The 11,767-nt window shown below is 66.2% G+C and carries 11 protein-coding genes; 7 read left to right on the plus strand and 4 right to left on the minus strand.

Going from position 1 to position 11,767, the window contains the following annotated elements; genetic code table 11:
* The coding region (locus Y705_RS21020) for a GAF domain-containing protein (protein WP_081737767.1) at positions 1 to 756 on the plus strand (756 nt) is incomplete at its 5' end.
* A 46-nt stretch (positions 757 to 802) separates the two neighbouring features.
* Complete coding sequence (locus Y705_RS0103875; protein ID WP_026531890.1) at positions 803 to 1,819, plus strand: LacI family DNA-binding transcriptional regulator; 1,017 nt, start codon at positions 803 to 805, stop codon at positions 1,817 to 1,819.
* A 66-nt stretch (positions 1,820 to 1,885) separates the two neighbouring features.
* On the opposite strand, the gene Y705_RS0103880 is transcribed toward Y705_RS0103875, so the two are convergent.
* Positions 1,886 to 2,575: an HAD family hydrolase gene (locus Y705_RS0103880; RefSeq protein ID WP_026531891.1), complete on the minus strand. Its 690-nt coding sequence runs from the start codon at positions 2,573 to 2,575 to the stop codon at positions 1,886 to 1,888.
* Positions 2,576 to 2,655: 80 nt separating this feature from the next.
* Entirely contained in the window at positions 2,656 to 3,867 is a 1,212-nt protein-coding gene (locus Y705_RS0103885; RefSeq protein WP_049822238.1) for a class I SAM-dependent methyltransferase, read from the minus strand.
* A gap of 201 nt (positions 3,868 to 4,068) precedes the next feature.
* Here Y705_RS0103885 and Y705_RS17240 point away from each other — a divergent pair, with 201 nt between their 5' ends.
* Entirely contained in the window at positions 4,069 to 4,785 is a 717-nt protein-coding gene (locus tag Y705_RS17240; protein ID WP_049822239.1) for a GAF and ANTAR domain-containing protein, read from the plus strand.
* 12 nt (positions 4,786 to 4,797) lie between these two features.
* Positions 4,798 to 5,196, plus strand: a complete 399-nt coding sequence (locus Y705_RS17245; RefSeq protein ID WP_216698737.1) for a hypothetical protein — start codon at positions 4,798 to 4,800, stop codon at positions 5,194 to 5,196.
* A gap of 38 nt (positions 5,197 to 5,234) precedes the next feature.
* On the opposite strand, the gene Y705_RS0103900 is transcribed toward Y705_RS17245, so the two are convergent.
* The gene (locus Y705_RS0103900) at positions 5,235 to 5,990 is read right to left on the minus strand and encodes a GAF and ANTAR domain-containing protein (RefSeq protein WP_026531893.1); all 756 of its coding nucleotides are present in this window, start codon (positions 5,988 to 5,990) and stop codon (positions 5,235 to 5,237) included.
* Between the two features lie 337 nt (positions 5,991 to 6,327).
* Between Y705_RS0103900 and groES the strand changes: the two genes are divergently transcribed.
* Positions 6,328 to 6,624: a co-chaperone GroES gene (groES, locus tag Y705_RS0103905; protein WP_026531894.1), complete on the plus strand. Its 297-nt coding sequence runs from the start codon at positions 6,328 to 6,330 to the stop codon at positions 6,622 to 6,624.
* Between the two features lie 139 nt (positions 6,625 to 6,763).
* The gene (gene groL, locus Y705_RS0103910) at positions 6,764 to 8,377 is read left to right on the plus strand and encodes a chaperonin GroEL (protein ID WP_026531895.1); all 1,614 of its coding nucleotides are present in this window, start codon (positions 6,764 to 6,766) and stop codon (positions 8,375 to 8,377) included.
* Positions 8,378 to 8,732: 355 nt separating this feature from the next.
* On the opposite strand, the gene Y705_RS0103915 is transcribed toward groL, so the two are convergent.
* Positions 8,733 to 10,367, minus strand: coding sequence for a ribonuclease J (locus tag Y705_RS0103915; RefSeq protein WP_049822249.1), 1,635 nt, complete (start codon positions 10,365 to 10,367; stop codon positions 8,733 to 8,735).
* Positions 10,368 to 10,640: 273 nt separating this feature from the next.
* Between Y705_RS0103915 and Y705_RS17250 the strand changes: the two genes are divergently transcribed.
* Positions 10,641 to 11,767, plus strand: a 1,127-nt coding sequence (locus Y705_RS17250) for an acyltransferase family protein (RefSeq protein ID WP_444826153.1), incomplete at its 3' end; no start/stop codon positions are given.

The following is an 11,767-nucleotide window of genomic DNA, read 5'->3' on the forward strand; positions in this document are numbered from 1 at the left end:
CGGCTGGATCCAGATCTGCTCGGGATCCAGTATTTCGGGTTGGGCGGAACCCTCGCGCAGCTTGAGATCGAGGCCTATTTTCGCGGGCTGTTGGACCTGCCGGCCGTGGAACGGGACACCCTCGCCAGCGCCGTCAACGAGATCCTCGAGGAAACGCCGTCCAGCGTGCGGGTGCCCTACAGCGAACGGCACGAGGAGGAGGATTCCCCGGGCCGCGCGCGGAGGGCACTGGGGGCCGCCGGCGCTTTCCTGCTGACGCCCGAGGAAGCGGAGGAGGAGCGGGTGGACGCCCTTCGGCGGATGAAGCTGCTCGACACCCCGGTCGAGGAGAGGTTCGACGCCATCACCCGCCGCGCCAGGGAACAGTTCGGCGTGAGCTCATCGACCGTCTCCCTGATCGACAACCACCGGCAGTTCCTGAAGTCAGTGGTGGGGCCGGTGGCACAGAACACGCCCCGGGAGCTTTCGTTCTGCAATGCCACCATTCGAGGCGCCGGGCCCCTCATCGTCAACGACGCCCTGGCGGACGAGCGGTTCAGGAGCAATCCGCTGGTGCTGGGGGAGCCGTATATCCGGTTCTACGCTGGTTACCCGCTTCGAGGACCCAACGGCTGGACCATCGGAACGCTGTGCATCATCGATCAGAAACCCCGGGATTTTTCGGCCGACGACGAGGCAGCCCTGCGGCTCCTGGCCGAAGCCGCCCAGGGCGAACTCGATCTCGGTGGACGGCAGGCGCAGGAGAACGAGTCCTGACATCGCCCTCCGGAATCCGCCGGTCGTCCTCGGCTAAAGTACAGGTATGCCGCCCTCCCGCACCCGCATACGCCGGGCGACCATCAACGACGTCGCCACAGCAGCGGGGCTTTCCCGGGGAACGGTCTCCCGGGTGGTCAACGGTGAGCGGTATGTGTCTCCTGAGGCGCGACTCGCCGTCGAGGATGCGATCGCGCAGGTGGGGTACGTGCGCAACTCGGCAGCCCGCAACCTCGTCCTGCAGGAATCCCGTGCCATCGCGCTCATCATCCACGAACCGCATTCGCTGTTGTTCGAGGATCCCAACATCGGATCGATCCTGCTGGGTGCCAACGAGGTGCTGTCCAAGGCGGACTACCAGCTGGTCTCCCTGATCATCGATTCGGAACGCGACAGTCATCGGGTGGCGGAGTACCTGAGCGGCGGGCTGGTCGACGGAGCGGTCATCGTCTCGGCGCGGGCCTCGGATCCCATCGCCTCGGCTGTCCGCGACCTCGGGGTGCCGGCAGCCTTCGTCGGCCATCCGCCGGGGACGCCCGACCTCCCGTACGTGGCCATCGACAATGCGGCCGCCGCCCGGGAGATCACCGAAAGACTGATCGGAACGGGCCGGAAGCGCATCGGCATGATCGCAAGTGCCCTGGACAGGGACTCGGGGCAGGACCGTTTCTCGGGCTTCCGAGCTGCCCTCGGAAGCCGCTTCGATCCCGAGCTCGTCGTCCGGTATCCGCTCTACACCTACGGCTACGGGCTTGAGGGCATGCAGGAACTGTTGCGCCGCTGCCCCGAGATCGACGGCGTCTTCGCGGCCTCCGATGCCGTGGCCGCGGGGGCCATGACAGCACTGCAGGAGAGCGGGCGCAGGGTGCCCGACGACGTCGGGATCGTGGGCTTCGACGACAGCAGCTGGGCGCTTCGCTGCAGGCCGCAACTGTCGACGATCCGACAGCCGGCGGATCTCCTGGGGCGGACTGCGGCACAACTTGTCCTTGCCCAGATCCGGGGGCTTCCCAGCCCGGTCCGGGTGCTCGACACCACTGTGGTGTGGCGCGATTCCGCCTAGGACAGTCGGCGGTCCCGCGGCGGACGGCCTCTCAAGCGGTTGGCTGCGCGGCTCCTCAGCGAAGCGTCATTCCCGCCCCTCGCCGAGGCGGTGCAGCTCGCTTCCGTCGAAGGAAGCGAGCAGCTCGGCAACATCCGCGTACACCTCGACCGCGCCGGCGTCGCGCAGTTCCGCCTCGCTCGTGCCGCCGGACAACACCGCGATGGTGGGGATGCCCAGCTCCTTCGCTGCGAGGACGTCCCACACCGAGTCCCCCACGAAGACGGCGTTCTCGGCCAGGAGCCCGGCGGCGTCGAGCGCGGAGCGCAGGATGTCGGGCGAGGGCTTGCTGTTCTCGGCGTCGGTCGACGACGTCGCTCCCGCGATCACGTCCTCCGCGTCGATGATTTCCCGCATGACGGTCACTTCCTGCTCCGACGAGGACGACGCCAGGACCACACGGAGCCCGTTCCCGGCGCAGCGCCGTAGCAGTTCTTCGGCCCCCTCGAAACGGCGGATCGACGGCCAGTAGCTCGAGTAGAGCGCGGCGTGCGTCGATTCCAGCTCGCCGTCCCGGGATGCGTCCCTGTCGGTGCCGAGCAGATGCCCGATGAGCTTGTCGCCGCCCATGCCCACTGCGCGGTGGATTTCCGCCATCGGAGCATCGTGGCCGAAACGGCGGAACGCCTGCCACCAGGCGATGGTGTGCAGGTAGTTGGTGTCGACAAGGGTGCCGTCGACGTCGAACAGAACGCCGCGCATGGTACTTGTGGTCATGAGTCCGTCTTCCGTTGGGGATCCTGATCCGACTCTACGAAGTCCCTCGCGCAGTGGCCAGAATTTCCGGACGCACGCGCCTATGGTAGGACCGGATTCACTACGATGACCACGCGATCCTCACCGATGCGCGTCAACACCAGGGTCGCCTTTTTTTTCCCCTTGCCGGAGCCCGCGAGCAGCTGCCGGCGTACTTCCTCAGGAGTGACGGCGGTGCCCCGCTTCTTGATGTCCAGTACACCGATTCCTTCGGAGCGCACCCAGGCCTTGAGGCTCCGGATGTTGTAGGGACGCACCTCAAGAATCTGATAGGCCCTGGCGAACGGAGTTTCGACCAGCGTCGGCGCGCACACGTACGCGATCTTCGGGTCGAGCAGGTGGCCGCGCAGCTGGAGCGCGACGTCGGCTACGAGCCCGGCCCGGATCACGGCACCGTCGGGCTCGTAGAGGTAGCCCTCCACCGGCCCCAGGGGTGCGTCCGGTCCTTTCCCGAACTCCGCGGCGCTCGTCAGTTCGGCCGCACCATGGACGCTGATGACCAGCGCCGCCCGCCGGATGCCCGTGCGCCGCAGCGCGTTGAACCAGAGGGAGACCTCGATGACGTCGCCGTCCACCGACACCCACTGGGCCTCGCAGTCGGCCGGCACCGCCTCGTGGGGAATGCCGGGCCCCATCTTGACTCCCACCGGGGTCCCGGCGTCGGCGAGTTTCTCCACGAAGGACAGCGGCGGCGAGAATGCCTCCGGATCGAAGATGCGGGTGGTGCCCGAGGACGACGTGCTGCGGCGCGCGGGATCCAGCCAGACGCCGTCGTACGCCGATGCGTCGATCGACTCGGCATCGGCGTTGACCACTTTCGCATTTGTCCAGGGCAGCAGGTTCATGGTGGCGGCAGCGGCCGTGGTCTCGTCGAGTTCGACGGCGGTGACCTCGCGGTCGAGTGTGGCCAGGGCCATGCTGTCGGCTCCGAGTCCGCACCCGAGGTCGGCCACCCTCAGCAGGGACGCTTCCACGAAGCGCTGGGCATGCCGGGCCGCGACATTCAGTCGCGTGGCCTGCTCCAGCCCCGCGGCAGTGAAAAGCATCCGCTCGGCGAAGGGCCCGAATTTGGCCTGGGCCTTCGCCCGCAGCCGTGACTGCGTGAGGGCTGCGGAGACGACGTCGGGGGAGTGCCCGGCCTTCCGCAGCTGCTCACTCAGGCGGAGGCTTTCCACTTCGGAATACGGGCCGAGCGAGTTCAGCAGCTCCCACCCCTCAGGCGTCAGGATCGGTGCGATGTTGTCGGTGGCCATGGGCTCCAGCCTAGGCGACCGAGGGGCCCTGGTCCCCCTTTTGAACCCCGGTCGGATCGGGGCATTTTTCCGCCGGGATACCTGTGCGAAGGATAGACTGATGGCAGTGAACCGGATGAATCCATCCGGTTCAGCAGGGTCCGGCAGAGGGCCTCCACTTGTCGGGCACGAGTGCCCGTTCTCCACATTGTGAGGCAGTCCGTGGCAACCCAGGCATCGCTCAATGAGATCGAAGTCCTCTTCGGAAGGATCAAGGGTCTCCTCCTCAGCGCAGAAACCGTCCAGCAGGCTGTCGACCTCCTTGCCGAAGCCGCAAAACAGGTGATCCCGGGGGCGATCGGCGCTGGCGTCACCCTGGTCCAGGATGGTCGACGGACCAGTGCCGGAGCCACCGACGCGCTGGTCAGCCAGGCGGACGACATGCAGTACGAGCTGGGTGAGGGGCCGTGCTTGAGTGCCTGGGCAACCGGCGAGGCCGTGCGCATCGACGATACGCGCATCGAGCCCCGCTGGCGGAAGTGGAACGCAGCAGTATCCCAGGGGCCGGTACGCTCCTGCCTCAGTGTCCCGCTGCTGCGGGGACAGGAACACCTCGGAGCTATGAAGGTGTATTCAGCTGATCCCTCGGCGTTCGACGACGCCACCGAGGCCCTGCTCCGTCGCTTCGCCGTCCCGGCTGCAGCCCTGCTGGGCCATGTGCAGACCACCGGAACGCCGCGGCAGATCACCGATGAGCTCCTCGCGGCCCTTCGGACGCGGGATGTGATCGGCCTGGCCAAAGGAATCCTCATGGGAGGACGGGGCCTGACCGAGGAACAGGCGCATACGGAGATCATCGAAAGAGCCAAACGCCAGAAAATTCCGACGGAACATGCCGCGCAACAATTGGTGGATTACTTGAGTGGCTCAGAATCGTAAGGGGTGGATGCGATGGGTTCCATTGGTGAAGAAGATCAGCGCCTGCTGCTTGCCGCGGCCCTGAAACAGGCCGGGTACACGGTCGGCGACCTGTGGCTCCGGTTCTTCGCGATCGGCGGCAGTATCGGGGAATACGAAGTGGAGGCCTATCTCAGCGGGCTGATCCTCCTGCCGGCCTTGCAGCGTGACCTTCTTGCCCATGCTGCCAACGAGCTGATCGGCGAACTTCCGCCACCCCTGCAGGCGCCCTACAGCGACGACGCCGAGAACGGGATCGAATCCGGCGACGGCGATCGAGGTGCCCGCGGCACATTTTCCGGGGACCAGCGGAACGACATCTGGAACGTGGACGCACGGAAACTGGAATCCGCCGACGGCGATCCGGAGCAGGGAGCCCCGGACAGCCGCTGACGGGGCGTTTCGGCCCGTCAGCGGTCCCCTGCAGGTTTTCAGCTGAAGTGGGTGGTCACCGAGTCCTGTCCAACAGAGGCAAGGACCGCCGCAGCAACGTCGCGGAGTTTGGTATTGCGGGTGTTCGAAGCGGCTTTGAGGATGGTCATCGCATCGTCCTGGCTACACCGGTTCTGTGCCATGATCACTCCTGCCGCCAGATCGATGGCGGTTCGCGATTCCATCGCCGCCATCAGGTTCGCGCCCGAATCGGTCAGGCGGGCAATGCGGAGGGCCAGGCGCAGGGAGGCTGAGGCCTCGTCCGCGAGCTCCTGCGCAGCGGCGATTGCGGGAGGGTCGAATGCGGAGGCATTCGGTGAGTAGATGTTCAGTGCCGAACGGGTGTCACCGTCCAACCGGATGGGAACAGCCAGGGCCGATCGGAGGCCATGCCCGGCGATGGCCTGGCTGTACCCGGGGAACCGGTCGTCTTCCTGGAAATCACGAACGTAGTAGGTTTCGTCTTCCCGCGCAGCCCGCAGGCACGGGCCATCGTCGAACCGGTACTGGATTTCGTCCATCTTCCGGGCGTGCTCGCTGCTGCTGGCCACTGTGGTCTTCATCCGCGACCGCAGCAGGGTCACGGCGCACAGAACCTCGTCATCGGGTTCCGCAAGCGCTTTGCCGACGACCGTCACCAGCCCGGTCAGGAACTCCTCGACGTCAGCGCTGGCCAGGACCAAATCCTGCAGCGTCGCGGCGAGGCCGTGCTCACTGTCCTTGGTTTCGCGGGATCCGGTGGCATTGTCGGTCATAGGGGACCTTTCGGGAACTGACGTCCTGCCGGCAGCCAGGTGATGCGCAGCATCAGGCGTGTGGGCCGCCCTCTGCTAAGCGACTAGTCCAACCCTACCCGCTCGCACGTTTCCAAGACCCGGTCGGCCTCGTCCTTCCAGCCTCGTCTGCTCCGCCCGTATCGGCAGTTCTCTGGCACTCGCCTTGACCGAGTGCTAACGAATGCATAAAGTCGGGGTTAGCACTCTCAGTAGGAGGGTGCTAACCCTGAGGGAAGCGCCAGCCGGCACCGCGACGACGGTCAGCGCCATCCCGACGGCCACATTCCATTAGTAACGAACGCAAAGGAGAGCCCGAGTGTCGGTCTCTATTAAGCCTCTTGAGGATCGTATTGTTGTCCGCCCCCTGGAAGCCGAGCAGACTACTGCTTCCGGTCTGGTCATCCCGGACACCGCCAAGGAAAAGCCCCAGGAGGGCGAAGTTGTAGCAGTTGGACCGGGCCGTGTCGACGACAACGGCAACCGCGTCCCCGTCGACGTTGCCGAAGGCGACATCGTCATCTACTCAAAGTACGGCGGAACCGAAGTCAAGCACGCCGGCCAGGAATACCTGGTCCTCTCCGCCCGCGACGTTCTGGCGATCGTCGTCAAGTAGTCCAATTCGCTCACCCTCGTGCCGCTCGCAGAGCTCGCGGCACCAGGGAACCCTGAGCGAACGGCTCCAATCCCTAGAGGAACCCCGGCCTCGACTGGCCGGGGTTTTTCTCGCTGCACAAGCCTGAAAGGAATCAACAATGGCAAAGCAGTTGGAATTCAACGATGCCGCCCGCCGTGCCCTCGAGGCCGGCGTGGACAAACTCGCGAACACCGTCAAGGTGACGCTCGGCCCGCGCGGCCGCAACGTCGTGCTCGACAAGAAGTGGGGTGCTCCCACGATCACCAATGATGGTGTGACGATCGCCCGCGAAATCGAACTGGACGATCCCTACGAGAACCTCGGTGCGCAGCTGGCCAAGGAGGTAGCGACCAAGACGAACGACGTTGCCGGTGACGGAACCACCACGGCAACCGTCCTGGCACAGGCACTGGTCAAGGAGGGCTTGCGGAACGTTGCTGCGGGCGCAGCTCCCGGCCAGCTCAAGCACGGTATCGAGGTGGCAGTCGAGGCAGTAGCCGCGCGTCTGCTCGAGAACGCCCGGGAAGTCGTCGGCCAGCAGACCGCCAACGTGGCCTCGATCTCCGCGCAGAGCACCGAAGTGGGCGACCTGCTCGCCGAGGCGTTCGACAAGGTCGGCAAGGACGGCGTCATCACTATCGAGGAATCCTCCTCGACGCAGACCGAGCTCGTCCTCACCGAAGGAATGCAGTTCGACAAGGGCTACCTCTCGCCGTACTTCGTCACCGACGCCGAGCGCCAGGAAGCAGTGCTCGAAGATGCGCTGATCCTGATCAACTCGGGCAAGATCTCGTCCCTGCAGGAGTTCCTGCCGCTGCTCGAGAAGGCGCTGCAGGCAGGAAAGCCGCTGTTCATCATCGCCGAGGACATCGATGGCGAAGCGCTCTCGACCCTCGTGGTGAACAAGATCCGCGGCACCCTGAACGTGGTCGCGGTCAAGGCACCCGGCTTCGGCGACCGCCGCAAGGCGATGCTGCAGGACATCGCGACGCTGACGGGCGCGCAGGTCGTGTCCCCGGATCTCGGCCTGAAGCTCGATCAGGTGGGCCTTGAGGTGCTGGGTTCCGCCCGGCGCATCACGATCACCAAGGACACGACGACCATCGTGGACGGCGTCGGCAGCGAGTCCGACGTCGCCGACCGGGTCGCCCAGATCCGCGCCGAGGTCGAGCGCACCGATTCCGATTGGGATCGCGAGAAGCTCCAGGAACGCCTGGCGAAGCTCGCCGGCGGAGTGGGAGTCATCAAGGTCGGTGCAGCCACCGAGGTTGAGCTCAAGGAGAAGAAGCACCGTATCGAGGATGCTGTTTCCTCGACCCGTGCAGCTCTCGAAGAGGGCATCGTCGCAGGCGGCGGCTCCGCGCTGGTCCACGCCGGCAAGGCGCTCGACACCGACCCCAGCGTCCTCGCACTCGAGGGCGACGCCGCCACGGCCGTCGGTCTCGTGCGTCGGGCACTCGCCCAGCCCCTGCGCTGGATCGCGGAGAACGCAGGCCACGAGGGCTACGTGGTGGTCGCGCGTGTCACCGACCTCGAGGTCGGCTTCGGGTTCAACGCTGCCACCGGCGAGTACGAGAACCTCGTGGACGCGGGCATCATCGACCCCGTGAAGGTCACCCGTTCGGCGCTGCGCAACGCGGCCTCGATCGCGGCCCTCGTGCTGACCACTGAAACACTGGTGGTCGAGAAGCCCGAGGAAAGCGACAGCGACGGTCACGGCCACAGTCACTAGGGCCGAGTTGTAGACCGAACGACGGCGCGCGCCGCAGCCGCTTCCAGGCACCGCACGCCGTCGTCGTTCAGGAGCACGCAGACGCCCGGCCGGGGTAATCCGGCCGGGCGTTTCTGTGTCCTGGCGGGAAGCTGCCCGGCTTGTTCAGGCAGGTCCGCTGATAACCGGCGTGTCGAGCGACGACACGCTCCTTCGGCGGCAAAAGATGGGCAGGATGCTCCGCTGCCCGCCGGCAAGGCAACGCCGGCGCCGGTTCAGGCGCAACGCACAACGGTCGCTGCAGCTTCCGAATTGTCCGGGTGCTGCAGCGACCGTTGAAGCCCGGGCGGGGCCCGGAAGGTCAGTCTCAGAAGGGCTACGCGTCCACCACGATGGCCGTGATGACCGGCGTCCGATTGTAGAAGCGGCGCATCCAGTTGGCGGTGGCCCGCTCGATGATGGTTTCGAGGCTGAGCGACCGCCCGCCCTGCCGGTTCGACGACGCATCCTTCAGCGCCTTCTCGACGGCGGCGCCCGCCTTGTCGAGGTCCTCGTCCGAGCAGGAGAAGCCCTTGGTGAAGAATTCCGGGAGCTCAGCGGTCTGCCCGGTCTCGGCGTCGACGATCGCGAGCACCGTCACCGAACCTTCCTCGGCCAGACGGCGGCGTTCGCGCAGCGTGTCCTCGGTGATGCCGCCCACGCTGTCGCCGTCCACGAAGATCAGGCCCGCGGGAACCTTGCCCGAGATCGTCGCCCGGCCCCGGTGAAGGTCGACCGTGACGCCGTCCTCGGCGATCACGACGTCGCGCTGGTCCACCCCAGTGCTGACGGCGATGGCGGCATTCGCGCGCAGGTGGCGCCACTCGCCGTGCACCGGCATCACGTTGCGGGGCTTCACGATGTTGTAGCAGTAGGCCAGTTCGCCCGCGCTGGCGTGTCCCGAGACGTGAACCTTTGCGTTTCCCTTGTGCACCACGTTGGCGCCGATCTCGGTCAGGGCGTTGATGATGCTGTAGATCGCGCTCTCGTTGCCGGGGATGAGGGAGCTCGCCAGGAGTACTGTGTCACCCTCGTGGATGCGGATGGCGTGATCCTTGTTGGCCATTCGGGACAGCGCCGCCATCGGCTCGCCCTGCGAACCCGTGCAGATGAGAACAACCTTGTGGTCGTCCGCTTTCTCGAGTTTCCGGAAGTCGATGAGAATGCCCTGCGGGATCTTCAGATACCCGAGATCGTTGGCGATGGTCATGTTGCGCACCATGGAACGGCCCACGAAGGCGACTTTCCTCTGGTGGCGCTGTGCCGTGTCGATGATCTGTTGGATCCGGTGGATGTGGCTCGCGAAGCTCGAGACGATGATCCTTCGCGGCGCGGTCCGGAACACCTCGTCGATCGCGGGGGCGAGGTCCTTCTCCGAGGTGGTGAAGCCCGGGACGTCGGCGTTGGTCGAGTCGGTGAGGAAGAGGTCCACCCCTTCGGCCCCGAGGCGGGCGAAGGCGCCGAGATCGGTGATGCGCTTGTCCAGGGGAAACTGGTCCATCTTGAAGTCGCCGGTGTGGAGGACCATGCCGGCCGCCGTGCGGATCGCGACCGCGAGGCTGTCCGGGATGGAGTGGTTGACGGCAACGAACTCCAGGTCGAATCCGCCCATGGTGCGGCGGTCGCCTTCCTTCACCTGCACGGTCTTGGGAGTGATCCGGTGTTCCTTGAGCTTCGCTTCGATGAAGGCCAGCGTCAGCTGCGAGCCCACCAGCGGAATGTCCGCCCGTTCCTTCAGCAGGTAGGGGACAGCACCGATGTGGTCCTCGTGGCCGTGGGTGAGCACGACGGCGACGACGTCGTCGAGCCGGTCCCGGATGGCAGTGAAGTCAGGCAGGATCACGTTCACGCCGGGGTGGTGGTCCTCGGGGAAAAGGACGCCGCAGTCGACGATGAGGAGCTTGCCGTCGAATTCGAAGACCGTCATGTTCCTGCCGATCTCGCCGATACCGCCGAGTGCGACGATGCGCATCGCGCCCTTGGCAAGGGTGCGGGGGGCTTTCAGATTGGCAGGTGTTTTATTCACAGAGGTGGATTCTTTCGTGGTGTTTGTTCAGGAATTCGAGGCGGTCCCGATGCTTGAAGGGGACGGTGCGGCGGTGCGCCACTGCCAAAGGTCTTGGTATCGAGAATAACGCTGATCCGGGCTCGGGGCCTACCCGGGCGGAGGGGGTGCGCCGCGGAGGGGAACCGCCGGCAGGTAAACTGGCAGTTTGCACTCGGACCATCGAAGGGATTTCCAGGCGTGACGATTGCCGGGATCGACAGGAACGGGCCCGCCTCCGCAGCCTCGCCGACCCCCGCCGACCGCCGCTTCCGCCCCGAGGTCCAGGGCCTCCGCGCACTCGCTGTCCTCATGGTCGTGATCTACCATGTCTGGCTCGGACGGGTGTCCGGAGGAGTGGACATCTTCCTCCTCCTCTCCGCCTTCCTGCTGACCATCTCCTTCACCCGGAAGATCGAGTCGGGCAGGCCGCTGCGGCTGCTGGCGTACTGGCTGGGACTGTTCAAGCGGCTCCTGCCCGGCGTCGTCGTCGTGCTGCTTGCAGTGCTCGGCGCCACGGCGCTGCTGGTGCCGAGCTCGCGATGGCCGGGCATCCTCGACCAGACCTGGGCCTCACTGCTGTACGTGCAGAACTGGGAACTCGCGGGCAACGCCGTGAACTACTACGCCCTGGACAACAGTGCGGCCAGCCCGCTGCAGCACTTCTGGTCCCTGTCCATCCAGGGGCAGGTCTTCCTGCTGTGGCCGCTGATCTTCGCCGGATCGGCCCTTGCCGCGAGGGCGCTCGGACGTCCGGTCCGCACGGCACTCATCGCTGTCTTCGGCATGGTGTTCCTCTCCTCACTTGCCTTCTCGGTGGGGCAGACGGCCACGGATCAGGCCGCCGCCTACTTCGACACGCGGGCTCGGCTGTGGGAGTTCGCCCTCGGCTCGCTCGTGGCCCTGGCGCTGCCGTATCTCCGCGCCAGTGTTCCGGTGCGGGTGGTGCTCGGCTGGATCGGCCTCGGCGCGATGCTCTCCTGCGGCCTGCTGCTGCAGGTCCAGCAGCAGTTTCCCGGGTACATCGCCCTCTGGCCGCTGCTGGCGGCTGCGTGCATCATCGTCGCGGGGCGGACGGGCAGCCGCTACGGGGTAGACCGGCTTCTCGCCGCCGCGCCGCTCGTGAGGATGGGCAACATCTCCTACGCCCTCTACCTCTGGCACTGGCCCGTCCTCGTGATCTGGCTGGTCGTTGCGGAAAAGCCGGCTGCAGGACTGCTCGACGGCGCGGTCGTCATCGCGGCGTCGCTGCTCCTCGCCTCGGCGACCACGCACTTCATCGAGACGCCGGTGCGGTCGTGGGGGTGGCCGCTGGCCCGCCGTCGTCG

Source organism: Arthrobacter sp. H41, assembly GCF_000520535.1.
In the GTDB taxonomy this organism is placed as follows: Bacteria; Actinomycetota; Actinomycetes; order Actinomycetales; family Micrococcaceae; genus Arthrobacter_D.

Coding starts and splice junctions, on each gene's coding strand:
- Y705_RS0103875 (WP_026531890.1), top strand. CDS start 803: ATGCCGCCCTCCCGCACCCGCATACGCCGGGCGACCATCAACGACGTC.
- Y705_RS0103880 (WP_026531891.1), bottom strand. CDS start 2,575: ATGACCACAAGTACCATGCGCGGCGTTCTGTTCGACGTCGACGGCACC.
- Y705_RS0103885 (WP_049822238.1), bottom strand. CDS start 3,867: ATGGCCACCGACAACATCGCACCGATCCTGACGCCTGAGGGGTGGGAG.
- Y705_RS17245 (WP_216698737.1), top strand. CDS start 4,798: ATGGGTTCCATTGGTGAAGAAGATCAGCGCCTGCTGCTTGCCGCGGCC.
- Y705_RS0103900 (WP_026531893.1), bottom strand. CDS start 5,990: ATGACCGACAATGCCACCGGATCCCGCGAAACCAAGGACAGTGAGCAC.
- groL (WP_026531895.1), top strand. CDS start 6,764: ATGGCAAAGCAGTTGGAATTCAACGATGCCGCCCGCCGTGCCCTCGAG.
- Y705_RS0103915 (WP_049822249.1), bottom strand. CDS start 10,367: ATGCGCATCGTCGCACTCGGCGGTATCGGCGAGATCGGCAGGAACATG.